The 25557-nt window shown below is 74.1% G+C and carries 23 protein-coding genes; 12 read left to right on the top strand and 11 right to left on the bottom strand.

The annotated features are described in order from the left end of the window. Positions 1-45: 45 nt before the first annotated feature. The gene (locus VFG42_RS26850) at positions 46-714 is read left to right on the top strand and encodes a hypothetical protein (RefSeq protein ID WP_324911935.1); all 669 of its coding nucleotides are present in this window, start codon (positions 46-48) and stop codon (positions 712-714) included. A 39-nt stretch (positions 715-753) separates the two neighbouring features. Here VFG42_RS26850 and VFG42_RS26845 read toward each other — a convergent pair whose 3' ends face one another. The 3 genes from VFG42_RS26845 to VFG42_RS26835 all read right to left on the bottom strand — a co-directional run bounded on the left by VFG42_RS26845 (position 754) and on the right by VFG42_RS26835 (position 3573). Next, positions 754-1557 (bottom strand): class I SAM-dependent methyltransferase, encoded by an 804-nt coding sequence (locus tag VFG42_RS26845; protein WP_324911934.1) that lies wholly within the window; start codon positions 1555-1557, stop codon positions 754-756. Positions 1558-1579: 22 nt separating this feature from the next. Beyond that, on the bottom strand, positions 1580-2509 hold the full coding sequence (gene metF, locus VFG42_RS26840) for a methylenetetrahydrofolate reductase [NAD(P)H] (RefSeq protein ID WP_324911933.1): 930 nt from the start codon (positions 2507-2509) through the stop codon (positions 1580-1582). A 62-nt stretch (positions 2510-2571) separates the two neighbouring features. Further along, complete coding sequence (locus tag VFG42_RS26835; RefSeq protein ID WP_324911932.1) at positions 2572-3573, bottom strand: MBL fold metallo-hydrolase; 1002 nt, start codon at positions 3571-3573, stop codon at positions 2572-2574. A gap of 25 nt (positions 3574-3598) precedes the next feature. On the opposite strand from VFG42_RS26835, the gene VFG42_RS26830 reads away from it, so the two are divergent. After that, positions 3599-4357, top strand: coding sequence for an MBL fold metallo-hydrolase (locus tag VFG42_RS26830; RefSeq protein WP_324911931.1), 759 nt, complete (start codon positions 3599-3601; stop codon positions 4355-4357). 60 nt (positions 4358-4417) lie between these two features. Then, positions 4418-4594 carry a hypothetical protein gene (locus VFG42_RS26825; protein WP_324911930.1) on the top strand — a complete coding sequence of 59 codons (177 nt, stop codon included), beginning with the start codon at positions 4418-4420 and terminating at the stop codon, positions 4592-4594. On the opposite strand, the gene VFG42_RS26820 is transcribed toward VFG42_RS26825, so the two are convergent. Then, complete coding sequence (locus VFG42_RS26820) at positions 4585-7974, bottom strand: ATP-binding protein (RefSeq protein ID WP_324911929.1); 3390 nt, start codon at positions 7972-7974, stop codon at positions 4585-4587. The two genes, VFG42_RS26825 and VFG42_RS26820, sit on opposite strands and share 10 nt — an antisense overlap. A gap of 67 nt (positions 7975-8041) precedes the next feature. On the opposite strand from VFG42_RS26820, the gene VFG42_RS26815 reads away from it, so the two are divergent. The 5 genes from VFG42_RS26815 to pyk all read left to right on the top strand — a co-directional run bounded on the left by VFG42_RS26815 (position 8042) and on the right by pyk (position 13775). Next, positions 8042-8416: a hypothetical protein gene (locus VFG42_RS26815; RefSeq protein ID WP_324911928.1), complete on the top strand. Its 375-nt coding sequence runs from the start codon at positions 8042-8044 to the stop codon at positions 8414-8416. 11 nt (positions 8417-8427) lie between these two features. Further along, positions 8428-9570 (top strand): alanine--glyoxylate aminotransferase family protein, encoded by a 1143-nt coding sequence (locus VFG42_RS26810; protein WP_324911927.1) that lies wholly within the window; start codon positions 8428-8430, stop codon positions 9568-9570. Next, a complete protein-coding gene (locus VFG42_RS26805; protein ID WP_324911926.1) occupies positions 9567-10706 on the top strand; it encodes an aminopeptidase in 1140 nt (379 codons plus the stop codon). Before VFG42_RS26810 ends, VFG42_RS26805 begins: the two co-directional genes overlap by 4 nt. A gap of 87 nt (positions 10707-10793) precedes the next feature. After that, positions 10794-12227, top strand: coding sequence for a DUF1254 domain-containing protein (locus VFG42_RS26800; RefSeq protein WP_324911925.1), 1434 nt, complete (start codon positions 10794-10796; stop codon positions 12225-12227). A gap of 135 nt (positions 12228-12362) precedes the next feature. After that, a complete protein-coding gene (gene pyk / locus VFG42_RS26795; protein ID WP_324911924.1) occupies positions 12363-13775 on the top strand; it encodes a pyruvate kinase in 1413 nt (470 codons plus the stop codon). Between the two features lie 2 nt (positions 13776-13777). On the opposite strand, the gene VFG42_RS26790 is transcribed toward pyk, so the two are convergent. The 4 genes from VFG42_RS26790 to VFG42_RS26775 all read right to left on the bottom strand — a co-directional run bounded on the left by VFG42_RS26790 (position 13778) and on the right by VFG42_RS26775 (position 18533). Then, positions 13778-15688 (bottom strand): Ig-like domain-containing protein, encoded by a 1911-nt coding sequence (locus VFG42_RS26790; protein WP_324911923.1) that lies wholly within the window; start codon positions 15686-15688, stop codon positions 13778-13780. 39 nt (positions 15689-15727) lie between these two features. Next, a complete protein-coding gene (locus tag VFG42_RS26785; RefSeq protein ID WP_324911922.1) occupies positions 15728-16267 on the bottom strand; it encodes a TVP38/TMEM64 family protein in 540 nt (179 codons plus the stop codon). 130 nt (positions 16268-16397) lie between these two features. Beyond that, complete coding sequence (locus VFG42_RS26780) at positions 16398-17777, bottom strand: AarF/ABC1/UbiB kinase family protein (RefSeq protein WP_324911921.1); 1380 nt, start codon at positions 17775-17777, stop codon at positions 16398-16400. Positions 17778-17789: 12 nt separating this feature from the next. Continuing rightward, positions 17790-18533 carry an MBL fold metallo-hydrolase gene (locus VFG42_RS26775; protein ID WP_324911920.1) on the bottom strand — a complete coding sequence of 248 codons (744 nt, stop codon included), beginning with the start codon at positions 18531-18533 and terminating at the stop codon, positions 17790-17792. Positions 18534-18553: 20 nt separating this feature from the next. Between VFG42_RS26775 and VFG42_RS26770 the strand changes: the two genes are divergently transcribed. Together VFG42_RS26770 and VFG42_RS26765 are read left to right on the top strand one after the other, a co-directional pair. Next, positions 18554-18937: a VOC family protein gene (locus VFG42_RS26770; protein ID WP_324911919.1), complete on the top strand. Its 384-nt coding sequence runs from the start codon at positions 18554-18556 to the stop codon at positions 18935-18937. Positions 18938-19132: 195 nt separating this feature from the next. Continuing rightward, on the top strand, positions 19133-19378 hold the full coding sequence (locus VFG42_RS26765; protein WP_324911918.1) for a hypothetical protein: 246 nt from the start codon (positions 19133-19135) through the stop codon (positions 19376-19378). On the opposite strand, the gene VFG42_RS26760 is transcribed toward VFG42_RS26765, so the two are convergent. The 3 genes from VFG42_RS26760 to VFG42_RS26750 form a co-directional block, all read right to left on the bottom strand. Next, a complete protein-coding gene (locus VFG42_RS26760; RefSeq protein ID WP_324911917.1) occupies positions 19368-21110 on the bottom strand; it encodes a hypothetical protein in 1743 nt (580 codons plus the stop codon). The genes VFG42_RS26765 and VFG42_RS26760 overlap by 11 nt on opposite strands. Before the next feature lie 109 nt (positions 21111-21219). Continuing rightward, the gene (locus tag VFG42_RS26755) at positions 21220-21888 is read right to left on the bottom strand and encodes an HAD family hydrolase (RefSeq protein ID WP_324911916.1); all 669 of its coding nucleotides are present in this window, start codon (positions 21886-21888) and stop codon (positions 21220-21222) included. A gap of 37 nt (positions 21889-21925) precedes the next feature. After that, positions 21926-22360: a MarR family transcriptional regulator gene (locus tag VFG42_RS26750; RefSeq protein ID WP_324911915.1), complete on the bottom strand. Its 435-nt coding sequence runs from the start codon at positions 22358-22360 to the stop codon at positions 21926-21928. An 88-nt stretch (positions 22361-22448) separates the two neighbouring features. On the opposite strand from VFG42_RS26750, the gene VFG42_RS26745 reads away from it, so the two are divergent. Together VFG42_RS26745 and VFG42_RS26740 are read left to right on the top strand one after the other, a co-directional pair. Further along, a complete protein-coding gene (locus VFG42_RS26745; protein WP_324911914.1) occupies positions 22449-23903 on the top strand; it encodes an MFS transporter in 1455 nt (484 codons plus the stop codon). Positions 23904-24016: 113 nt separating this feature from the next. Next, positions 24017-25525: a Ppx/GppA phosphatase family protein gene (locus VFG42_RS26740; RefSeq protein WP_324911913.1), complete on the top strand. Its 1509-nt coding sequence runs from the start codon at positions 24017-24019 to the stop codon at positions 25523-25525. The last annotated feature ends 32 nt before the right edge of the window (positions 25526-25557 follow it).

The raw sequence follows: 25557 nt of genomic DNA, 5'->3' as shown, positions 1-25557 counted from the left end.
ATATCCGGCTGTGCGCGGGGTTGGCCGGACGGCAGAGTCAACCGCATGCCCTCCCCCGCGCTCACGCTCGTCCCGGACGCCGACGCCCCCTCCTCGACGGCGTCCGTGGACCTCGCCGCGCGGATCTGGGCGCTGCCGACCCGCACGCTCCTCGACGACCTCGGACCGATCGCCGACGCCCGCGTCCTGCTCGTCGAGGACGTTCTGGGCGGCGCCGTCGACCTGACGCCCGGCGCCTACGACCTCGTCCACGCCCGCTTCCAGCTCTCCCGCTTCGGCCGTCCCGCCGAGCAGCTGGCGGCGCTGAGGTCGCTCGTCGCGCCCGGCGGCGTCCTGCTGGTGGAGGAGCCCGACCTGCGCACCTGGACCTTCGAGCCCCACGCGCCGGCGACCACGCACCTGATCGGCCGCCTGGCCCAGGCGTTCTCCGCCGCCGGCGGCGACCTCGACGCCGGCCGCCGCCTCCCGTCCCGCCTGCGCGCCGCCGGCCTGGAGCCCCGGGTCCGCACCCACGCGATCGGGCTGGAGACGGGCCACCCCTACCTCCGCCTCCCGCTCGACCTCGCCACCACGCTCGCCGGACCGCTGGCCGACGTCCTCGGCCACGACGGCCTCGACCACCTCCGCCGCTCGGCGACCACCGAGCTGCTGGAGCCCCGGCGGCGCGGGACGACGTTCACGCTCGTCCAGGCGTGGGCGCGCGTGGAGCGCTGAGCCCCTCCTCGACGATCGCGGGGCCCGCGGACGACTCGATCAGGACCGCCGCGCGTCGTCGAGGCGCGCGGTCGTCAGCAGGTAGTCGCAGCGCAGCCGCACCGCGGCGCCGGTCCCGGTGTCGTGCCGCGAGACGTGCGCGGCGAGCGCCGCGAGCAGGGTGCCCCAGCGGTTCTCGGCCTCCAGGCGCGGGCGCTGCGCGACGACGTGGCCGGCGGTCGCGACGAGGAAGCCGACGGCCTCCGCGCGGGAGGCGAAGGTCAGCGTGAGCGCCTCGGCGCGGTGCTCGATCCCCGTGAAGCCGGCGTCGGCGAGCAGCGCGCGGGCGGCGGCGGGATCGCCCCAGCGCGTGGGCGGCGCGGCGCCGAGCGGCGGCGGGGGCAGGAGCTCCGCCAGCGCGGCGCCCATGCCGGGCAGGAACGAGCCCGGCGCCCAGCTGGCCAGCGCGACGCGCCCGTGCCCGTGCCCGCGACCGCCCGGCCGCAGCACGCGCGCCAGCTCGCGCGCGGCGGCGGGCTGGTCGGGCGCGTACATCACGCCGAAGGCGCTCAGCGCCACGTCGAAGGCGCCGTCGTCGACCGGCAGCGCGGTCGCGTCGCCGACCCGCCACGCGACGCCCGCGTCGGACGGCGCGAGCGCCAGCAGCGCCGGCTCGAGGTCGACGCCGACGACCGGGTCGGCGCCGCGCACGGCGGCGGCCAGCGCCGCGTTGCCGGTCCCGCAGGCGACGTCGAGGACCGCCTCGCCGCGCCGCAGGTCCGCGGCGTCGGCGACCGCGTCGGCCGCCGGCACGAGGCGCTCGGCCATCCGCGCGTAGGCGCCGAGGCCCCAGGTCGTCGCCACGGCGCGGGACCCTCGCGCGTCGCTAGGCGACGACCGGCGGCTTGCGCGGCTCGCCGAGCCCCGTCGCCGCCGTGTCCCACGGGCGCCAGAGGCGCAGCGTCGAGAGGATCGAGCGCGTCGCGGGCGAGCGGTTGAGCGTGCAGAAGTGGATGCCGGGCGCGCCCTTGGCCAGCAGGTCGGCGCACTGCATCGTCGCGTAGGAGACGCCGAGGTCGGCGACCGCGCGCGGGTCGTCCTGGCGGGCGTCCAGCTCGGACAGCACGTGCTCGGGCATCGTCGCGCCGCACATCGACGTGATCTTCGCGATCTGGCCGTAGCCGGTGATCGGCATGATGCCCGGGATGATCGGGACGTCGATCCCGATCGCGCGGGCGCGCGCCACGAAGTCGAAGTACAACTCGTTGTCGAAGAACAACTGCGTGATGAGGTAGTCGACGCCGGCGTCGACCTTGGCCTTCAGGTACCGCAGGTCGTCCTCGGGCGAGACCGCGTGGATGTGGGTCTCGGGGAAGCACGCCGCGGAGATCGAGAAGTCGTAGTCCTCGCGCAGCAAGGACACCAACTGGTGGGAGAACTCCAGCCCGCCGTCGGACGCGACCCACTCCGACTGGCCACGCGGCGGGTCGCCGCGCAGCGCCAGGACGTTCTCGATCCCGGCCTCGCGGATCTCCTCCAGCGTGACGCGCAGCTCGTCGACCGTCGCGCCGACGCAGGTGAAGTGCGCCATCGCCTCCAGGCCGATCTCGTCCTTGATGTGGCGGACGGTCTCGACGGTCTTCTCGCGCGTCGTGCCGCCCGCGCCGTAGGTGACCGAGACGAACGACGGCGCCAGCGGCGCCAGCTCGTGCAGGGCCTGCTCGAAGTTGGCCTCGCCCTCGGGGGTCTTCGGGGGGAAGAACTCGAACGAGAACGTCGGCTCGGCGCCGCCGAGCAGGTCCACGATGCGCGTCATGACGCGGTAAACCCTAACACAGTTGTGTCAAGGTTTGGGAAACCCCGCGATGTGCAGGCGGTTTACGCCGCCGCCTCCCAGCGCTCCGGCGATCCGCCGATGCGCCGCACCCGCCCGGTGACCTCGAGGTGGTCGAGGTAGGCGAGGGTCTCCGACAGCCACCAGTTGGCGTTGAACGGCGTGATCTCGCCGCCGTAGACCTTCGGGATCGCCTCGAACGCGGTCAGCCCCGGCTCGGCGACGACGACCTCCTCGACGCGGTTCATCCGCTGGCGCACGAGCGTCCGGTTGGCGTCGATGTGCGCCTGCACGTCGGTGAACGTGCGGCCGTGGCCGGCGAGGCAGAGGCGCGCGTCCAGCTCCTGGACGAGGTCGAGCGAGTGCAGGAACTCGCCGGCGGGATCGGGCGAGTAGCCGTAGTCGTAGTACAACGAGACGCGGCCGAGCAGGTGGTCGCCGGAGATCAGGATCCGGCGCTCCTCCTGGTAGAGGCAGACGTGCGACGGCGCGTGGCCGGGCGTCTCGTAGACCTGCCAGGTGCCGAGGTCGGTGCGGACCTCGACGCCGGGCAGCAGCGGGCGGTCCGGCTCGACGAGCCCGGCGATCCCGAACGACTGGCCGCGGCGCTGCTCGGCGTAGCGCCGCAGCGGCGTCTCGGGCACGCCGCTCTGGCGCGCGACCTCGATGCGCCGGTCGAACGCCGCCTCCGGGTCGCGCGCGGCGGCGAGCATGTGGTCGTGGTTGGGGTGCATCCACAGCTCGCACCCGGTCCGCTCCACGATCGTCGCGGCCTGCCCGTAGTGGTCGGAGTGCGCGTGCGTGCAGACCAGCAGCCGGACGAGGTCGAGGTTGAGGTTGACCTGCGCCAGCGCGCGCTCCAGGTGCCCGAGCGATCCGGGCTCGTGCATCCCGCAGTCGACGAGCACGATCCCGTCGCCGGCGGCCAGCGCCCAGGCGTTGCAGTGCGGCACGCCGGGCCACGGCAACGGCAGCCGCAGCCGCCACACCCCGGGCAGGACGCGCTCGCCCCGACCGACCTCCCGCTTGCGATTCGCCTCCGGCATGTCGGTGCAACCCTAGACTGCCGTCATGTCCGCCACGTTCCGCACCCGTCCGCGGCTCGCCCGCCTGATCGCCTCCGGGCCCGAGCCGATCGCCGACGGCGTCTGGATCGTCCGCGGCGGGGTGCCGAAGACCATGAACGTCTACCTCGTGCGCGACGGCGACGGCGTGCTGCTGTTCGACGCGGGGATCTCGGCGATGACCGGCGCGGTCGCGATGGCCGCCGCGCGGCTCGGCGGGCTGACGCGGATCGTGCTCGGCCACGGCCACGCCGACCACCGCGGCGTGGCGCCCGGGCTGGCGCCGGTCCCGGTCTACTGCCATCCGGACGAGGTCGCCGACGCCGAGGGCGACGGCGGCGCGCACTACTTCGACCTCTCGAAGCTGGACCCGCACGGGCGCGTCCTGCTCGGGGCGATGCTGCCGATCTGGGACGGCGGACCGGTGAAGATCGCCGGGACGGTGAGCGAGGGCGACGACGTCGCGGGCTTCCGCGTCATCCACCTGCCCGGCCACGCGCCCGGGCTGATCGGCCTGTACCGCGAGTCCGACGGGCTGGCGCTGGTCAGCGACTGCTTCTACACCCTCGACCCGCAGACCGGGAAAGAGACCCACCCACCCCACGCCCGCGTCCCGCACGCGGCGTTCAACCAGGACACCGAGCAGGCGCGCGCGTCGATCCGCAAGCTCGCGGCGATCGGACCGCGCGCCGCCTGGGCCGGGCACGCGAGCCCGCTGATCGGCGACGTCGCCGGCGCGCTCGAGGTCGCGGCCGCCACGACCTGAGGCGCCCGGCAACCGCGCGGCAACCCGGCGGCAACCGCGCATCGGCAGCCTGGAGGCTGCATGAGCCACGACGACGACCAGCCGCGCACGCTGCACATCGGGCTCGACCTGCGCCTCGACGGCGAGGTGGTCGAGGGCCGGGCGACCGCCGACGGCAGCGGGCCGGCCCGCGAGTTCTCCGGCTGGGTCGGGCTGCTGGCGGCGCTCGACGCGCTGACCGCGGAAGCTCAGGCCTGAGCGCCGCGCGGGCCGGCCGCGCCGGGCGCGCCGGAGGCCAGCTCGGCCTCCAGCCCTTCGGCGCCGACCGCGCGCGTCAGCTCGATCGCCGTCGCCCGCGCGGCGTCCTCGCCGGTGGCCCGCGCCAGCGCCGCCCACGCCCGCGCGCGCTCCAGGCCCGCGGTCGTCCCGTCCAGCAGCGCGGTCGCCTCGCGCAGGCGCGCGACCGCCTCGGCGCCCTCCGACAGCTCGCCGAGCCCGCGCAGCGCCCGGCCGGTCCCCCACGGCGAGCCGTAGGCCCGCGCGATCTCCAGCTCCTGCGCGGCCAGCGCCCGCGCCTCGTCGTGGCGGCCGATCCCGGCCAGCCCGCGGGCCTTCAGCGAGCGCCACGGAGCCCAGATCGGGTTGGTCGTCGGCGGGCGGCCGGGCGCGACCGCGTCGGCGATGGCGATCGCCTCGTCGAAGCGCCCGCGCGCCAGCGCCAGCTCGGCCTTGCCGAACAGCCAGAAGCGCGTGCCGTCCGAGTCGCCGCGGTGCTCGCCGGTCAGCCAGAGCCCGCGCTCGGCCTCGTCCAGGCGCCCACGGGCGACCGCGATCATCGCGAGGATCCCCGGGGTGTAGCCCATGTCCCCGCTGACCGCCGTGCCGAACAGCTTCTCGCCCTCGTGGCTGCGCTCCTGGGACTCGGCCGCGCCGCGCAGGTCGCCCAGCCACATCAGGTTGAGCCCGCCCCACAGCAGGCTGGCCAGCGCGTCCAGCAGCGACCCGCGCCGCGACGAGAACGCCGCGACGCGCTCCCACGTCCGCGCGGCCTCGGCGGGATCGACCAGCGCGATCGCGATCGCGCCGCACGGCGTGAAGAGGCCGGGCTCGCCGCGCAGCATGACGTCGTCGGCCAGCACCTCGCGGCCGAGCCGGGCGGCGATGTCGGACGGGCCGGTGATGACCGCCGTGATCAGCGCCGCCATCGCGGTCAGCTCGCGCGATCCGGGACCCTGCCCGCGCGGGCCGCGGGCGACCTGCTCCAACACGGACAACTCGCTCGGGTCGACCTCGGAGGCGCCGAAGTTCGCGCACGCCAGGCGCACCGCCGTCAGCCCGTCGCGGAGGTCGCGCTCGGGCTCCGGCAGCGTGTCGCGGGCCTCCCGCACCAGCACCGCAGCCTCCGACGCGCCCTCCACGAACACCAGGATCGCGGCGAGCATGTGGACCGCGTGCGCGCGGTCGATCGGGTCGGTCACCTCGGCCAGCGCGCGGCGCAGCGCGCTCACCGCGGCCGGCCCGTGCACGTAGGACGCGACGCGCCCCAGCTCCAGCGCCAGCGGCCCCCGCAGCGGGACCTCGGGCGGCTCGGCCAGCGCGCGCTCCAGGTAGACGCGCGCGGGGACCGGCGCGCCGCGCTCCAGCGCGACCTCGGCGGCGCGGCACAGGCGCTCGACCGTCCACGCGTCGCCGCGCTCGGGCGCGCGCAGCAGCTGGGCGGCGACGGCCTCGGGCGCGGCGCCGAGGTCGGCGAGCACCCGCGCGGCGCGGGCGTGCTCCAGCGCGCGCCGGGCCGCAGGAAGCTCCTCGTAGACCGCGTCGCGCACGAGCGGATGGACGAAGCCGAGCGGCGCGTCGCCGCGCAGGATCTCGGCGCGGTCGAGGATCGCGATCGCGTCGGCGGCCTGGGGCTCGGCGATGTCGGCCAACGCGGCGATCGCGGGCAGCCCCGGGTTCTCGCCGAGGATCGCGACCGCGCGCGCGACGCCGATCGCGTCGGTCGGCAGCCGCGCCAGGCGCAGCAGGACCGTGCGGGCGACCGCGCGCGGCCCGATCGCCTCGACCGCGGCGGCGTGGTCGGCGTCGGGCGTGACGCCCTCGGACTCCAAGGCGTTCAACAACTGCCGCAACAGCAAGGGGTTGCCCGCGGTGACGGTGTGGCAGGCGGCGGTGAACGCCGTGTCGGCGTCGTCGCCCAGGCGCGCGCGCACGAGCCGCGCGGTCGCGGTGGGGGTGAGCGGCTGGGGCTCCAGGACGCGCGCGTCGGGGTCGACGGCCAGCTCGGCGAGCAGCCCCTCGTCGGCGTCGGGCTCGCCGGTGCGGATCGTCGCGGCCAGCAGGACGGGCAGCCGCGACAGGCGCCGCGCGAGGTAGGCGCAGAAGCGCAGCGACTCGGTGTCGCTCCACTGGAGGTCGTCGACGCTGAGCAGCAGCGGGCGCTCGCGGGCCAGCTGGCCGACGAGGTGGTGCAGGCCGTGGAAGGCGGCGAACAGGCCTTCGCCGGCGGCGCCGGCGGCCGCGTGCCCGAGGATCGCGCGAGCGCCGGGCGCGTCGGCCAGCGCCGGATGGTCGGGGCCGACGACCTCGAAGAGCTGGCGGACGACGCCGAAGCCGTACTCGCGCTCCAGCGTGGTCGCGCGCGCCTCCAGGGCGCCGGCCCCGGCGGCCAGCGCGCGGTCGCGCAGCTCGCTGAGCAGGCGCGACTTGCCGATCCCGGCCGGGCCCTCGAAGAGCACCAGGCCGCCGCGGCCCGCGGCCAGCGCGTCGGCGGCGGCGGCGATGCGCTCCAGCTCGCGCTCGCGCTCGACGAGGTCGGGGGTGGCGGAGGGCACGGGCCTGGGGCTCGCGGCGGGCGCGGCGGAGGCAGGTGCGAGCGTGGGCGCGGGCGGCGGCTCGGCCGCGACCAGCTCTCCGTGCAAGGCCATCAACTCGGGGCCGGGGACGGTGCCGAGCTCGTCGCGCAGGAGCGTGCGCAGCTCCTCGTAGGCGCGAACGGCCTCGGCGACGTTGCCGCGCGCCGCCAGCGCGCGGATCAGCGCGGCGCGCGCGGACTCGCGGAACGGCGCGAGCGCGACGGCCGCGCGCGCGTCCGCCTCGGCCTGCGGCAGCGCGCCGGCCGCCAGCCCCGCGCAGGCCGCCACCTCCAGCGCCTCGACGCGCAGGTCGTCGATCGCGCTGCGCGCGTCGGTCAGCCACGGCGCGTCGCCGAGGCCGGGCAGGAGCCCGGCGGCGACCAGCTCGGCGGCCTCCCGCGCGGCGGCGGCCGCGTCCTCGTGTCGGCCCTCGGCCAGCGCGGCGCGCGCGGCGGTCAGCGCCGCGGCGGCGACCTCGACGTCGACCCACGCCGGCTCGGGCAGCGCGAGCGTCACGCCGTCCCGCCCCTCGACCGTCCCGGGCGCGACCGCCTTGCGCAGGCGGGAGAGCACCGGCGCCAGCGCGGCCTCCGACGGCGGCGCGCCGTCGTCGGACCACAGCGCCTCCACCAGCTCGTCGCGCCGGACCGGCCGGTGGCGGTTGAGCACCAGGAACGCGAACGACATCCGGCCCTGCCGCCCGCGCAGCACGGCGGCCCGATCCTCCTCGCCCAGCGCGAAGCGGAGCTGTCCGCAGAGGTGGATGCGGGTCGGTGTGGCGTCCATGCGACGGACGCGAAGCTATCCGCTGCGGCGGACCGGCGCCACGTCCCGGTCTGCCACGATGGAAGGCATGGGACGCCGCAGCCGCCAGCGCGGGCGCGCCGACAAGCTCGAGGCGCCGACCACCGACTACCCCTCGCCCGACGGCACGCAGGTGCTGACGCTGCGCGGCGCGCTGTCGCCCAAGTCCCGCGCCGAGTTCGCCCGCGCGAACGACCCCGCGCAGGCCCGCGCCGCCGCGAACCTCGAGGACGTCCGCGCCCGGGCGATCGAGTTCCTGTTCGAGCGACTGGTCGCCAGGTGGGTCGTCCACGACGTGCCGACCGAGGGCGCCAAGGGGTTGTTGGTCAGGTACCGCGCCGCGACGCGGGACGAGCGTTCATGGATCACCGACGTGCTGCGCGAGCACTGCGCCGAGTGGTTCCCGGATGTGAAGGTGCCGTAGCCTCCGGCGACGTGCCGACCGTCACCGAGGTTCCCGAACGACTGCTGCTCGGCTCCGGCCCGTCGCCGGTTCCCGAGAGGATCCTGAAGGCCTTGAGCCATCCGACCGTCGGGCATCTGGACCCGGCGTTCGGCGCGATCCAGGATGACGTCGCCGCGATGCTGCGCGCGACGATGAAGACCGACAACAAGGTGACGTTCCCGCTGAGCGCCACCGGCAGCGGCGGGATGCAGGCGATGGTCGACACGCTGATCGCGCCGGGCGATCGGGTCGTCGTGGGCGTGCACGGCGCGTTCGGCGCGCGCATGGCCGACGCCCTGGGGCGCGCGGGCGCCGACGTCGTGAAGGTCGATCAGGAGTGGGGCCGCGCGATCCCGGTCGAGCGGTTGTTGGAGGCCTTGGACGATCGCACGCGCGCGCTGTTCGTCGTGCACGGCGAGACGTCGACCGGGGTCGCGCAGCCGCTGCACGGGCTGAGCGAGGCGATCCGGATGCGCGACGGCCTGTTCCTGGTGGACTGCGTGACGTCGCTGGCCGGACACACGCTCGACCTCGACGCCGCCGGCGTCGACGCCGCGTTCTCCGGCACGCAGAAGTGCCTCAACGTGCCGCCCGGGCTGGCGCCGTTCACGCTCGGCGACCGCGCGCTGGCGCGGCTCCGACGACGGTCGTGGTACTTCGACATGCAGGCCATGGTCGACTACTGGTTCGCCGACGGCCCGCGCGCCTACCACCACACGGCGCCGATCAACATGGTGTACGCCTTGCACGAGGGCCTGCGGATCGTGCGAGAGGAGGGTCTGGACGCGCGCTGGGCCCGACACGCGCGGGCGCACGATGCGCTGCGACGAGCCCTGCGGGTCCTCGGCTTCGAGCGGCTGGCGCCCGACGGCGAGCAGTTGTCGTCCTTGCTGGCGGTGCGCGTCCCGGCGTCGATCGACGAGGCCGCCGTCCGCGGCGCGTTGTTGAAGGACGACGGGATCGAGGTCAGCGGCGGCCTGGGCCCGCTCGCCGGCCAGGCCTGGCGGATCGGCGTGATGGGCGAGGGCGCGCGGCCCGAGCCGCAGGAGCGGCTGGTGCGCGCGGTGGCGCGCCGGGTCGCGGCGAGCGACGAGGACGCCGCCGTCCGCGCGCTGGAGGAGGCCTGGGCATGACCGGCGCCGCCGACGACTTCGCCACGATCGCCGAGCACCTCGACGCGGCGGCGTTCGCCGACCTGCTGGCCGGCTATTGCCTCGACGTCCAACCCGAACAACAAGTGCTGGTGCGCTCGACGACGCTGGCCCAGCCGTTGTTGTTGGAGTTGCAGCGCGCGATCCTGGAGCGCGACGGGTGGTGCTTCCTGCGCGTCGAGCTGCCCGGCGAGGCCGGCGGGTTCTACGCGCACGCGCGCGAGCGCCACCTCGACGAGTACCCGCCGCTGGCCTTCGACGAGGCCCGCGCGATAGACGCGACCGTCGGCATCCAGGCGCCCGACGACGTCCGCGCGCTGGCCGGCGTCGACCCCGCGCTGATCGCCCGCGCCGCCCGCGGCCGCCGCGACGTCCGCGAGCAGATGCTCAAGAAGCGCTGGTGCTCGACGCTCTGGCCGACGCCCGCCAACGCCGAGTTGGCGGGGATGTCGCTCGCCGACTTCTCGCGCTTCGTCGCCAAGGCCCTCTTCCTCGACCGGCCCGATCCGGTCGGCGGCTGGCGCGAGCTGCACCTCTTCCAGGCCGCGCTCATCGAGCGGTTGAGCAAGGCCAAGCGGATCCGCATCGAGGCCGAAGGCACCGACATCACCCTGGACGTGAGCAAGCGCACGTGGGTGAACAGCGACGGCAAGCGCAACATGCCCTCCGGCGAGGTCTTCACCGGCCCGCACGAGTCCTCCGCCAACGGCACCATCAGGTTCACCGTCCCGTCCTCCCCCGCCGGCGTCGACGTCCGCGGCGTGCAGCTCACCTTCCGCGACGGCGAGGTCGTCTCCGCCACCGCCGAGCACGGCCAGGACTACCTCGACCGCGCGCTGACCACCGACGACGGCGCCCGCTTCCTCGGCGAGCTGGGCATCGGCACCAACTACGGCATCGACCGCCCGATCGGCGCGATCCTGTTCGACGAGAAGCTCGGCGGCACCGTCCACCTGGCCCTCGGCCGCTCCTACCCGGAGACCGGCGGCAAGAACAAGAGCGCGCTGCACTGGGACCTCATCTGCGACCTGCGTCAGGGCGGGCGCCTTTCGGCCGACGGCGAGACGATCCAGGAGAACGGGATCTTCGTCTGGCCGTTCGAGCCACGCGGCGGGTGAGGGAGCGGTCGCGGCGGGCGACGGCGCGCGGGTGGTCACCCTGGCGGGGTGACGCCCGCTCACACCGCGTCGTGCGACGGTCGCCTCATGGCCACCACGTCGAGGAGCGTCGGGCTGTCACCCGAGGAGATGCGGGCGGCGATCGCGAGCCTGGCGACGCCCGACGTCGTGGAGTCGCCGTTCGGCGCGTTGCGGTTCTTCGACGGCGTCCCGCTGCCGGAGACCGTGAAGACGGTGTACGACGCGCTGGACCTGATGCGGGGCGTGGAGGTGTTCCTGAACTGCATGCCGGGAGCGTCGTTGGTGGCGATGCGGCGAGGGTTCCGCAGCGTTGGCGTCGACGGCCGGACGCTGGGCCTGACCGATCCGCGCGCGACCTCCGGCGCGCTCTTCCTGACGCCCAACACCGAGACGACCTACGGCTCGGCGTTCGTGGACCTCAAGGCGTGGGGACCGACGATCATCGAGGCGCCGCCCATGGGCCTGTGCGTCGTCGACGACTTCTGGTTCCGATACGTCGCCGACATGGGGCTGGCGGGCCCCGACAAGGGCGAAGGCGGCAGGTACCTGTTCTTGCCTCCGGACCATGAGGGCGACGTCCCGGACCGATACTTCACCTACACGTGCCCGACGTACACCAACTGGGTGGTGCTGCGTGCGCTCGGCGGCGTCGAGGATCTCAAGAAGACACGGATCTACCCGCTCGCCGAGGCCGCCGCGCCGACCGCCAACGAGTGGTTCGACTTCACCGTCCCGCGCTTCAACACGATCCACGCCAACGACTTCGGCTTCTTCGAGGAGGTCGACCAGCTCGTCCAGGAGGAGCCGACCGAGGCGCTCGACGCCGAGCGCGCGGGCCAGCTGGCGGCGATCGGCATCGTCAAGGGCCGGCCGTTCGCGCCCGACGACCGCCTGCGCGGGATCCTCGACCAGGCGGCGCGGATCGGCGCCGGCATCGCCCGCACGCTGGCCTACGAGCCCCGCGACCCGGCCGTCCGGATCACCGGCTCCTGGCAGCAGGGCTTCGTCGGCGGCAGCCACGAGTTCCTGCGCGACGGCGCCCGCCTGCTCGACGCCCGCGCCCTGTTCCACTACCTCGCGACGGTCATCACGCCCGCGATGGCCCACGCGCAGGTCGGCGCGGGCTCGGCGTACGCGTACACCGTCCACGACGCGACCGGCGCCGTCCTGGACGGCGGCAAGACCTACAAGCTGCACGTCGACCCCGACCCACCGGCCAAGAACTTCTGGTCGGCCGACGTCTACGACACCCAGACCCGCTCGCTGCTGCAGGTCCCCTCCACCCCTTACCCGGCGCTGGCGAGCAACACCGGCACCCTGCTGGCCAACGACGACGGCTCCCACGACCTCTACTTCGGCCCCGCGGCGCCCGCGGGCCTGGAGTCCAACTGGGTCCAGACGCTCCCCGGGCGCTCGTGGTTCACGATCTTCCGCCTCTACGGCCCGCTCGAACCCTGGTTCGACCAGACCTGGACCCTCAACGACCTCCAGCCGATCTGAGCGCGCCCCCGCGACGCGGAACCCTCCACCCGGCTCGACGTCCGCGGGGTCGGATGTCGAGCCGTCGCCTGATCGGGTCAGCCTTCACAGGCCATCTGCAGGTTTTTCGCGCGCGGGCGCTAGCGTGACCTGCCGATGAGCCGCCGCACGAAGATCGTCGCCACCATCGGGCCCGCCTCGGCGAACCCCGAGACGCTCGTACGGATGATCGAGGCGGGCATGGACGTCGCCCGGCTGAACTTCTCGCACGGGTCGCACGAGCAGCATGCGGAGGTCGCCCAGCTGGTGCGCGACGCCGCCGGCCGCGCGGGCCGTCCGGTCGCGCTGCTGCAGGACCTGCCGGGTCCGAAGCTGCGCATCGGACCGCTGGTCGAGGGCACGGTCGACCTCAAGGTCGGCGACAAGGTCGTCTTCGAGTGCGGGCGCGACGACGGCGCCGGCGACGCCCGCCGCATGTCGATCTCCTGGGAGGGCCTGCCGCGCGCGATCGAGCCCGGCGAGGTCCTCTACCTCGCCGACGGCTCCGTGCGCCTGCGCGCGACCGCCGTCCGCGTGCAGGACCTCGAGGTCGAGGCCGAGGTGGAGGTCGGCGGCAGCGTGTCGAGCCGCCAGGGCCTCAACATCCCGGGCCCGGCGGACGAGCTGCCGTCGGTGCCCGAGGAGGACTTCGCCCACCTGGAGGCCGGCCGCCGGATCGGCGTCGACATGGTGGCCTTGAGCTTCGTCCGCCGTCCCGAGGACGTGCTGACCGTCCGCGAGCACACGCGCGTGCCGCTGATCGCCAAGATCGAGAAGCCGCAGGCGGTCGAGAACGCCGAGGAGATCGTGCGCGTCGCCGACTGCGTGATGGTCGCGCGCGGCGACCTCGGCATCGAGCTGCCGATCGAGGAGGTCCCGATCGTGCAGAAGAACCTGATCGCGCTGGCCGGCGCCCACGCGCGCCCGGTGATCACCGCGACGCAGATGCTCGACTCGATGGTCAGCTCGTCGCGCCCGACGCGCGCCGAGGTCGCCGACGTCGCCAACGCGATCCTCGACGGCACCGACGCCATCATGTTGAGCCAGGAGTCGGCGGTCGGCGCGCACCCGGTCGGGGCCATCGCGATGATGTCGGCGATCGCGGTCCACACCGAGCGCCACGCGCCCTACGGCCGCTGGCTGGAGACGCGCGTCAAGCGCGACCACCGCGACCCGTCCTACACCGTCGCCCACGCCGCCTGCCGCGCGGCCACCGAGCTGGGCCTCGACGCGATCATCGTCCCGACGCTCAGCGGCCGCAGCGCCCGCCTGGTCAGCGCCCACCGGCCCAACGTGCCGGTCTTCGCGCTCTCCCCCGGCCGCGAGACCGTCCGCCGCTGCATGCTGATGTGGGGCGTCCGCGCCGCGTCGATGAAGCGCCACGAGGTCACCGAGGAGCTGATCGCCGACGCGTGCGAGCGCGTCGTCGAGCTGGGCTGGTGTCGCCGCGGGATGCGCGTCGGCGTCACCGCCGGCCTGCCGAGCGGCCGGCCGGGGACGACGTCGCTGTTCCAGGTCCAGGAGCTGTAGGCCTACCGCTTCTTGGTGGCCTTCTTCGGCGCGCACGTCTTGTAGGTGCGCGCCAGCGTCAGCGTGCGGCCGTCGGCGAAGCGCACCTTGACCGTCACCTTGTAGCGCCCCTTCGGCAACCCCTTCAACACGATCGGCGCGCTGCCGCGCAGCTTCGGCTTGGTGGTCCTGCCCGCGACGGTCACGGCGACCGCGGCGATCTTGGTGTTCTTCGGCGCCTTCAGGTGCAGCGTCAGGCGGCGGCGCGAGACGCACCGGCGCGCGGCGGGCAAGACGATGACCTTGCTCGCCGACGGCAGCGGCGCGGGCGTCGAGCGCGACGGGGCCTTCGGGACCCCGCCGCCCCCGCCCGGCGGCGCCACCGGCGGCGCCACCGGCGACACCGCGCGCACCGTCCGGCTCGCCCGCGCGGTCAACCCGAAGACGTCGGTCGCCACGACGTCCAGCCCGTGGTCGCCCGCGGCCACCGGCACGCGCGCGCTCCAGCGGCCGTCGTCGCCGACCGCCGCGTCGACGCCGTCGACCGTCACGCCGGCGCGGCCCTCGCTGTCGGTGGCCGTGCCGGTGACGGTCACGGTCCCCGCCGCGACGGTCGCGCCGTCGCCCGGCGCGTCGATCGCCACCGACGGCCCGAAGCCCGCCTCACCCGCCGCGCGGTCGGCGGCCAGGTCGGCGATCGTCCAGTCGGCGCTGTGCACGAAGGCCAGGGCGACGACGCCGCTCGCGGGCACCGTGAGCGCGTAGCGCAGGCGCATGATCGTGGGGCTCTCGAAGGAGATCGACTCCGGCGGCCGGACCCAGGCGGTCGCCCCGCGCCCGCTCGGGTCGTCGTCGGCGGCGCCCGCCGCGCGGATCTCGGCGGCCGCCGGCCCCGCCGGGACGTCCACCGCGTCGCCGCCCGCGTGCGTGGCCCACGGCCCGCCCGCGAACGACCACTCGCGCGCGATCATGCCGGTGCCGACCGTGACGTCGAAGCTCAGCGCGTGCGCGCGCCCGTCCGTGCTCGACCAGCGCTGGACCTGGCGGACGACGCGGGCGTCGCGCGCCACGGTCGACGTCTGCGACAGCGCGACGCCGGCATCGGCCAGCGCCGAGCACGACGACGCCGACGGCGGCGAGTCGTCCCCGGGCAGGCAGCGCGCGATCGCGTCGTGCTCGTCCAGGCGCGCCGTGCCGTCGGCGGGCGTGACGAGCGTCCCGGAGACCGTCGGGAGGCCGGGCAGGTCGGCGGCCGACGCGTAGCCGTTGGCCATCGCGCCGAACACGAAGCCCAGCGATCCGTAGGCGGGATGGCCGTCGACGGTGAGCGCGCTCGCCGCGCTGCCCGCGGCCGTCCGCGCCACCGCGCCCGCGCACGTGAAGACGGTGTGCACCCGCGCCTGCGAGGGCTCGGTGAGCTCCAACGAGCTCAGGCCGCAGAACGTCGCCGCGTTGAACGCCGCGCCCGCGCCGGGCTCGACCGCGTGCGCCGCGACGTCGAGCACCGCCGCCGCGTTGGGCCCGCTGCCCAGCGTGCCGGGCATCAGCGCGCGCAGGCGCAGCAGCGGCCCGGCGTAGGGCGACACGTCGGTCGGCGTCGTCCCCGCCGGGATCGCGATCAAGCGGCAGAAGCCCTGGCCGGGGCCGAGGGTCACGGTCGCGGCGAACGCGCCCGCGGTCACCGGCTTGTTGGCGCCGCCGGTCAGCGAGTTCCACGACGGCGCGCCGGGCTCGGCGGACTGCAGGCAGACGACGTCGACGCTGCTCACCGGCGCCTCGGCCGTGCCGCTGACCGCGACCGCCTTGCCCGTGGAGCCGAGGTCGACCAGCGTGCCGCCGGCGGGCGTGGTGATCGTGGTGTGCCCGGCGGCGTGGGCCGCGGCGGGCAGCGCGGCGAGGGCCACCAGCGCGGCGAGCAGGGATCGGGGCAACATGGCGGCGAAACCTAGGCATCGACCGCCGTCCTGCCAGTATCAACCTGCTCTCAGATCGCGTCGGGCGACGACGAGGCCCGCGGCCGCCATGACGATCAGGACCGCGAAGGCGGCGATCGCCTCCGGCGAGCCGATGTCGTCCAGCGAGCCGCCGAGCGCGGTGTAGGCGAACGCGCGCGGCGCGCAGCCGAGCGCGGTGGCGGCGGCGAACGAGCGCAGCGCGATCGGCGTCAGCCCGGCGGCGTAGTTGACCAGGTTGTAGGGGACGCCCGGGACGATCCGCGCGTACAGCACCGACAGGAACCCGCGACGGCCGATGAACGCGCGCAGCGCGCGGACGCGAGCGCTCTGCAGATCCTCGACCGCGTCATGAGCGAGCCACCGCGACAACGCGAACGCGAGCGTCGCGCCGAGCGTGGCCGAGACGATCGAGATCGGCGTCCCCAGCCACGTCCCGAACAGCAGCCCGGACGCGCCGGCCAGCAGCGGGCCGGGGAAGAGCGCGGGCGTCAGCAGCGCGCTGACCGCGATGAACACCAGCGGCCCGGCGATCCCGTAGCCGTCGACCCAGCCGCGCACGCGCTGCGCCGACAGCGACCCCGACGACGCGACGATCGCGAACGCGCCGACGATCAGCGCGGCGAGCAGCGCGAGGCGCAGCAGGGCGCGGCGGCGGCCGCGCGCGGGCGACGGCGCGACCGGGCGGACCTCAGCGTCGCGCGGCGAGGAACTCGGCCTCCTGGCGGCCGAGCTCGGTGACGGGCTCGTCGCCGTAGATCCACTCGCGCGCGATCCGGTGCCAGTTGGCGGTCGCGCGCAGCTGGGAGATGACCGCGAGCGTCAGCATCTCCAGGCGCCGGCCGAACAGGTGGTCCGGCGGCAGCGTCTCGTGGCGCATCTTGCCCCACCAGCGCGAGCGCGGATCGCTCATCTGGATCATCACGTCGGTCGCGATCTCCGGCGTCAGCGTCATCTCGGCATCCAGCGTGTACCAGCCGGTGAGATCGTGGAACTGGTCGATGATCGACCCGGGGTCGTAGAACTCGGGCTGCCCGAGCCAGCCGCCGTCGTGCAGGTGCTGGATCAGGTCCTCGCCGCGGTTCTCGATCCCCAGCCGCTGGATCTCCAGCTCGTAGTCGGCGACGTCCGCGGAGATCCGCTTGAACAACCCGAAGTCCAGGAACGCCATGCGGCCGTCATCCAGCAGCAGGCAGTTGCCCGGATGCGGGTCGCCGCTGAACTGGTGGTGGCGGTACATCGACCCGAAGTAGAAGCGGAAGATGATCTCGCCGAGGCGATCGCGCTCGTCCTCGGCGCAGGACTTGAACTCGTCGAACTTCCGGCCCGAGACGAACTCGGAGACGATCACGCGCTCGTGCGAGAGCGACGTGTACACGTCGGGGATGAAGATGAAGGGGTGGCCCTTGTAGATGCGCGCCAGCGTGCGCTGGTTCTGGGCCTCCAGCTCGTAGTCCAGCTCCTCCTCGATGCGCCCGCGGATCTCGGCGCCCAGCTCCTTGGGGTCCAGCCCGGGCGCGACCGACTTCATCAACCTGAGGATCATCCCCAGGTTCTGCATGTCGGACCGCACCGCGCTGTTGACGCCCGGGTACTGGACCTTGACCGCGACGTCCTTGCCCTCGTAGCGCGCGCGGTAGACCTGGCCGATCGAGGCGGCCGCGATCGGCACCGGGTCGAAGGAGTCGAAGACGTCGTCGAGCTTCTCGCCGTACTCCTGCTCGAGGACCTTCTTCATGTCCCTGAAGGAGACCTTCGGCGCCGCGTCGCGCAGCTTGGCCAGCTCGGCCTGGAACTCCTCGCGGTACTCGGCCGGGACCAGGCCGACGTCGAGGAACGACATCACCTGGCCGAGCTTCATCGCCGCGCCCTTCATGGTCCCGAGCGCGGCGACGATCTGCTTGGCGGTCTCCACCTGGCGGCGCGCCATCGCGTCCTGGGCGGACTGCTCGTCGCGCGTGAGGTTCGCGGCGCGCGTGGCGGCCTGCTTGGCGCCCTGCGTCGCGGCAAGCCGGCCGACCTTCGCGGCGCGGGCCCACCGCGAGGTCGGGATGCGGTCGTCGCGGGGCATCGGGGCTAGACGCTACCCGGCCCTGTCGATCTTGCTGCCCGGCACGATGTCGTCGCGTCCGTCGGGCCAGCGGACCCAGGCCTTGTGCCCGCCGTCGTAGTCGTCGCCGAGCAGGATCAGCGTGGCGGGCTCGCCGAGCGCGGTGACCTGCTCGTCGCCCTCGGCGTCGAGGCCGCGCCAGAGGCGGATGAACGTGTTGTTCTCGAACTCGTCGGCGACGGTGGACGCGTCGGTGTGGCCGGGCTGGATGACGGTCTCCGGCGGCAGGGCCATCAGCGTGTCCATGACGGAGGACTTGAGGTCCGCGTAGGACGTGGAGCCGGGCGCGCGGACGCCGCCGACCGAGTTCTTGAAGAGCGTGTCGCCGGTGAAGACGTTGCCCTCGACGAGGAGGCCGAGCATGCCCGCGGTGTGCCCGGGGATGTGCAGGGTCCGGACCTCCAGGCCGCCGACCTCCAGCGTCTGCCCGGGCTCCATCGTGCCGGTGGCGGTCTCGACGAGGTCGCGTTCGAGCGGGTGGATGAGGACCTCGACGTCGGGCCAGCGCTCCTTGATGGCCGGGACCTCGGAGACGTGGTCGAAGTGGTGATGGGTCAGCAGCACGTGCGTCGGCGTCAGGTCGTGCTCGGCGACCTTCTCGAACAGCGGCTCCATCGGCCCACCGGCGTCGACGAAGAACGCCTCGCCCCCGGGCCGCGCCGCCACGAGGAACGTGTTGGACAGGAACTGCGGGTGCATCGAGCGCTCGAGGATCATGCGGGTACATTGACAGCCTGATGCCCGAGCTCATCCACACCTGCTACCGGATCGGCAACATCGACCGCTCGGTCGCCTTCTACGAGGCGCTCGGCTTCGAGGAGCGCCGCCGGATGGACCTGCCCGACGGCGCGATCAACGTCTTCATGGGCATCCCCGGAGACGGCGATCGCCTGGAGCTGACCTGGAACCCCGGCGTCGAGTCCTACGACCTCGGCACCGGCTACAACCACATCGCGCTGACCGTGCCGTCCCTGAGCGACACGCTCGCCGAGCTGGACAAGTCCGGCATCGGCCCCGAGAAGCCGCCCTACCACGTCGGCGAGCACGGCCCGCTGATCTGCTTCGTGCGCGACCCCGACGGCTACCGCATCGAGCTGATCGAGCGCGGCGGCGGGGTCTGAGCGACCCCGGATCTAGTGGACTCCCGCGGCGGTGCTGACGATCACGATCGCCAGGACCGTCAGCGCGAGGACCACGATGGCGATGGTGTCGTCGGTGTGGAGCATGGGCGCACGGCAGACCGTACGCCACCGAACCACCCCGGCGCCAGAGCCGTTCGGCCAGGTGAGGCCTCCGCGCGTGCCATCCTTCGCGCCGTGTTGGATGCGTCGCACAAGAGCGCGCTGCGCGCGGTGGCCGCCGGAACGGCGGCGGCCGAGCACGCCGCGGCCGTCCGGAACCTCGCGCTCGCCGGCCTGGTGACGCCGGTCGACGGCGCCTGGACGCTCACGCAGCCCGGCCACGCCGTGCTGCAGCTCGAAGGTCAGCCGAGCGCGGGCGGCGACGCGACCAGCGGGGTCGAGGACCTCAAGTCCAAGATCCGCGACTGGTTCATGACCTAGGGCTTGCCGGCCCACCGCGTCCGCGCCAACGCACCAGCACGTTGGCCAGGAGCCCGACCAGGCCCAGCAGCGAGAGGATCCGACCGACGAGCACCGCCGGTGACGTCCTCGCCTCGACGGTGACGCGCGCGGCGCCCGGCGACGCGCCGGGCGCGATCCGCAGGACCGTCCGCAGGCGAATGCCCTCGCCCTCGCCGCTCGCGCGGTAGCCCGCGACGCTCGCGCCGCGAACGCGCAGCAGCGCGGGCATCGTCACCAGGTTGGTGTCGACGAGCTGGCCCGGGGCGGCGTGGGCCACGATCGTCACGCGGTCACGATGCACCGCGCGTGCCGGGAAGGTCACCCGGAGCCGCTGCGACGAGGTGAACTCGTGTCCGAGCGACGAGGCGTAGTTGCCCAGCCCGGTCGGCTGCGGCGACCAGTAGTCGCTGTAGGCGCCGCCGCCGGGTCGTGTGCCCTCCTGCGCGCCGGCCTCCACGACGGCGACGGCGATCACGAGCCCCAGCGACACCCACGCCGCGCGGCGGCCGCCCGGCCCCAGACCGCGCGCGATGACCAGGCCCACCAGCACACCGCCGACGACCGCCAGCAGGATGTAGTTCTCGAGCCGATAGGTGTACTGGATCAACAAGTAGGGCTTGGGCAGGTGGGTGAGCGGCGACCCGTGCACGATCAACACCACCAACACCGTGGTCGGCAGAGCCAGCAGCGCCGTCAGCCGCGCCCACGCGTCGCGCCGGCCGACGATCCCCAACACGGCGGCCCACGCCATCGCCAGGACCGGCAGCGTGACGCCGAGGTCGCGGGACGTCGTCGGGCGCAGCGTGAAGAACGGTCCGGGGAGCAGCGCGCGGGTGTGCGAGATCGTGCGCTCCCAGACGACATAGGCCGACGCGGACGCGATGAACGTCCGTGACGCGTAGGCGAGCCCGGGGACCAGGAACCAGGCGTTGACCAGCAGGGCCGGAACGATCACGCCGAGCAGCTGCAGCCCGACGCGCGAGAGCACGCGTTCCCGCACCCGCCGGTCGGCGACGAGCACGATCGGCACCAGCACGACGGCGAGCGTGGTCGTCCACAGCAGCGTCTGCCCATGGCTGCCGGTGAACACGATCGTCGCTCCGGCGAGCGCGCAGCCGGAGCCGAGCCGGACGCGGCCGTCGCGCAGGACCGCGACGATCGCGGCGAGCAGCAACGGGATCGATGTCAGCGCGGCCACCTCGGGCCAGGCTCCACGGGTGTAGAGCAGCCCCACGAAGTACGGCGCCGTGACGAACACGGCGGCGGGTGCCTGGCGCTCCCAGCGGCCGAGCCCGGCCAGGCGGCCGAGCCAGCACCAGCCGCCGTAGGCCATCGCGATCAGCAGCCCCCATTCGAGCACGTAGCCGTTGCGGCCCTGGTCGCCGAGCAGCGCGACCAGCGGCCCGCCGAGCGTATAGATCGTGCCGCCGTAGAACGCGAAGTGCGGGTAGAAGACGCCGTCGTCGGAGTGGACGAAGAAGCTCGGATGCAGGTCGTGGAGGATGGCCTCGCCCTGGTGGCGCAGCAGCCACAGGTGGACCGGCCAGTCGGTCGAGAACGCGCTGTGCGTCGTCAGCATCGGCCTCAGGAGCAGCAGGAGCAGCGCGCAGGGCGCCACGACGGCCAGCGCCGGCTCCAGGCGTCGCCAGGACCGCACGTGAGGCCGCGGCGCGGCATCGTGCTCCACCGGGCGACGCCGGGTGACGCTCATCGCGCGATCCTAGGGCGGCCCCGTGGCCCGCGGACGACGAGCCCATGCCGACTGGCTCAACGCAGGAGCCCTCAGCGGTACGCGGAGCCAGCGCCCGGGTCGCCCGTGGTCAACGGCCCGAGCCGTCCGCCAGCGCGAGCACGGCGGCGAGGCCGTGCGTGCCGCCGGGCGCTGAGTAGGGCAACAACAACGACCGGATGCCGAGCGCGATCGCGCCGCCGTCGGCGGCGTGGTCGCCGACCATCAGCGCGTCGGACGGCGCGACGTCGCCGAGCGCGGTGAGGGCGGCGCGGAAGATCGCGGGCTCGGGCTTGATCGCGCCGACCTCGTAGGAGAGCACGACCGCGTCCAACAGCGACAACAGGCCGAGGCCGTCGAGGACCGGCCGGACGTCGAAGCCGATGTTGCTGACCAGCGCCGTGGCGATCCCGCGCTCGCGCAGCGCCCGCAGCACGCCGACGGCGTCCGCGTAGGCGCGCCAGCCGTCGGCGACCAGCGTGCGCTCGTAGAGGACGGTCGCGGTGGACGCGTCGACGAGCGTCTCGAAGAGGCCCGTGTAGGCCTCGCGGTGCATCGCCGGGTCGTGGTCGCGTGCCGCGTAGGCGGCCGTCAGCGCCTCGGGCACCACGGCCGGCGTCGGTCCGGGCCGGCCGACGACCTCCAGGCGCTCGCCGAGCCCGTCGTCGTCGATCACGCCGCAGGCGCTCAGCCAGTCGGCGCGCGCCTCGGGCATCGCGAGGGTCCCGGCGAAGTCGAAGAGGACGGCGCGCGTCGGCATCGCCGCGCAAGGATGCCGGACGCCGCGGGCCGGGCGCCTACCGGACGGCGGCCGCGGTCGCGGGAGCCGAAACCTGCGCCGGCGCGCTGGCCGGAAGCTCGCTGGCCAGCACCGAGCAGTAGGTCGGACGGGCGGCCTCGACGCGGTCGCGCCCGTCGGTGGTGATGTGGGCGTAGATGCCGCGACGGTCGTTCGCGCACATCGAGCGGTGCACGAGGCCCGCGGTCTCCAGCCGGCCGATCAGCCGCGACAGCGCGCTCTGGGACAGGTTCACCGAGCCGGCGAGGTCCTGCATGCGCTTGCCGTCCTCGCAGTCGCAGGTCGCCAGGCGCTCCAGCACCTCGTACTCGCTGAGGCCGATGCCGTGGTCGCGCTCCAGCGCCTTCTCCAGCGCGCAGGACACCTTGGCGTGGCACTGCGCCACCCCGCGCCACTGCTCGACCAGAGCGGAATCGGCGGTTCCAGATGACATCGGGGCCGAGTATAACGCCTCCCGAACAACCTTTGCCATCACATTTTCTGCACATGCATCGATTGCACGTGCATGTATTGTGTCGGCCATGACCTCTCCCCTCCCCTCCTCCGCGACCCGGCAGGTCGTCGGCGGCGATCGGTGGACGGCCCGCACCTGGGCCGCGCTGATGCTGCTGTGCGGCGTGCTGTTCCTCGACGGGCTCGACGTCTCGATGGTCGGCGTCGCGCTCCCCTCGATCCGCGAGGACCTCAGCCTCTCCACCGCGCAGCTGCAGTGGGTCGTCTCGGGCTACGTGCTCGGCTACGGCGGCCTGCTGCTGCTCGGCGGCCGGGCGGCCGACCTGCTCGGCCGCCGCCGCGTGCTGATCGTCGGCATGTCGGTCTTCGCGGTCGCCTCGCTGCTCGGCGGCCTGGTCGACGACCCCACGCTCCTGATCGCCACGCGCTTCCTCAAGGGCGCCAGCGCCGCGTTCACCGCGCCCGCCGGGTTGTCCTACATCACGACCACCTTCCAGGAGGGCCCGGCGCGCAACAAGGCGCTCAGCGTCTACTCCGCGTTCGGCGCCTCCGGCTTCTCCTCCGGCCTGATCCTCGGCGGCCTGCTGACCGAGGCGGGCTGGCGGTTCACGTTCCTGCTGCCGGTGCCGTTCGCGCTGCTGATCCTGGCGCTCGCGCCGCGGCTCCTGGCCAAGGACGCCCCGTCCGAGGGCCCGCGACCGGGCTTCGACCTGCCCGGCGCGCTGGCGATCACCGCGAGCATGCTGTTGCTGGTTCGCACGGTCGTCCGCGCGCCGGACGTCGGGTGGGCGAGCGCGGAGACGCTCGTCGCCGTCGCCGTCGTCGCCGCGCTGCTGACCGCGTTCGTGACGATCGAGCGCCGCGCCCAGCATCCGCTGGTGCGCCTCGGGATCCTGCGGTCCGGCCACATCGTCCGCGCCAACCTCGGCGCGATGGCGACCGCCGGCTCGTACTTCGGCTTCCAGTTCATCGCCACGCTGTACTTCCAGACGGTGCTGGGCTGGTCGGCGCTGGAGACCGCGCTGGCGTTCCTGCCCGCCGGGTTGTTGGTGGCCTTCGGCTCCACGCGGGTCGGGCCGCTGGTCGACCGCGTCGGGACGCAGTCGCTGATCGCGGTCGCGTTCATCGCGTTCGCGGCCGGCTACGCGCTGTTCCTGCGGGCCGACCTCGACCCCACGTACATCACGATGATCCTGCCGACGATGGTCCTCATCGGGACCGGCTTCGCGCTCGGCTTCCCCTCGTTCAACATGCAGGGGACGACCGGCGTGGCCGACCACGAGCAGGGCGTGGCGTCGGGCCTGATCAACACCTCGTTCCAGGTCGGCGGCGCGGTCACGCTCGCCGTCGTGTCCGCCGTCATCGGCGACGCGAACGCCGGCGGCCAGGCGTTCCTGAACGACTCGCACACGGCGATCGGAGTGGTGACCGGCGTCGCCGCCCTCGGTCTGATCAGCGCCCTCAGCGGCCTGGTCGTGCGCCGGCGCTCCACCGCGCGGGCGGCCGAGGCGCTCGGCGCCTGAGGCACCTGACCCACTCCTCCTCCCCACCGGCCCACGGGCCCGGCGCGCGCCCACTCCTCCTGCGGGGCGTCGCCGGGCCCGGCCGGTCCTCCTCCGGATAGCCTGTCGTCGCGATGGCCGCCGAACGCCGCATCGCCGTCTGCGACCTCGGGTCCAACTCCTTCCGTCTCGTCGTCTTCACCGCCTCCGAGGAGGAGCACTGGTGGCGACGCACCGACGAGATCCACGAGCCCGTGCGCATCGGCGCGGGCCTGGCCGAGACCGGCCGGCTGTCGGAGGAGGGCATCGCCCGCGCGCTGGCGACCACCGAGGTCTTCGCCCACTTCTGCCAGGCGCTCGGGATCACCGACATCGACGCGGTCGCGACGTCCGCGATCCGCGACGCGACCAACGCGGAGGACTTCATCGGCCGCGCCGCGCTGCCGGTCCGCGTGCTCTCCAAGGAGGAGGAGGCGCGGATGGGCTACCTGGCCGCCGTCAACTCCACCACCTTGGCCGACGGCGCCGTGCTCGATCTCGGCGGCGGCTCCATGCAGCTGGTCCGCGTCGCCTCGCGGCACGCGACCGAGCTGCAGTCCTGGCCGCTGGGCGCCGTGCGGATGACCGAGCGCTTCGGGCTCGGCGAGGGGACCGCCTCCAAGAAGCAGTTGAAGGCCGTGCGCGAGCACGTCGCGCAGCAGCTGTCCGACGCGCCGTGGCTGCCGAAGTCCGGTCAGAGGATCGTCGGCATCGGCGGCACCGTGCGCAACCTCGCCGCCGCCGTGCAGCGCGCGATCGGCGTGCCGGAGTTCGGCGTCCAGGGCTTCGTGATCGAGCACGAGCCGCTGACCGAGCTGGTCGCCCGGCTGGCCGCGCTGGAGCCCGCCGACCGCGCCAAGGTCCCCGGCATCAAGTTCTCGCGCGCCGACCTGATCCTCGCGGGCGCCGCGGTCGTCGAGGCCGTGCTGGACCTCGGCGGCTTCCCGGCGATCGAGGCGACCGAGGCCGGCCTGCGCGAGGGCGTGTTCTTCGCCAACCACCTCAAGGGCGACCCGCCGCTGTTCGACGACGTCCGCCACGCGTCGGTGCTCAACCTGGCCTCGCAGTACCACTACGACCACGCCCACACCGAGCACGTCGCGCGCCTGGCGCTGACGCTGTTCGACGACCTCGCCGCCGCCGGCCTGCACCCCGGCGACGCGCGCGAGCGCGAGCTGCTGTGGTCGGCGTGCGTGCTGCACGACATCGGGATGAGCGTCGACTACGACGACCATCACAAGCACAGCAAGTACCTCGTGTTGAACTCCGGGCTGCCGGGCTTCACCCAGCGCGAGGTCGCGATCATCGGCCAGGCCGTGCGCTTCCACCGCAAGGGCATGCCGACGCCCGGCGGCTTCGAGAAGATCCTCCAGCCCGGCGACGAGGAGATCCTGGACCGCTGCGCGTTGTTGTTGCGCTTGGCCGAGGACCTCGAGCGCTCGCGCGACCAGCTCGTGCGCGCGGTCGACGTCGCCTGCCACGACGGCGCCGTGCGCCTGACGCTCCAGGCCGACGGCGACACGCGCGTCGCGCGCTGGGCGGCCGGGCGCGAGGGCGAGCTGTTCCGGCGGGCCTTCGCCCGCGAGCTCGAGATCGCCGCGTAGGCGCCGCCTAGACATCCGCCCGCGCACCCGTA

The organism is Baekduia sp. (assembly GCF_035685985.1).
Lineage (GTDB): Bacteria > Actinomycetota > Thermoleophilia > Solirubrobacterales > Solirubrobacteraceae > Baekduia.
The sequence above is the reverse complement of the archived record's forward strand: the minus strand, read 5'-3'. Positions and strand labels throughout refer to the sequence as shown.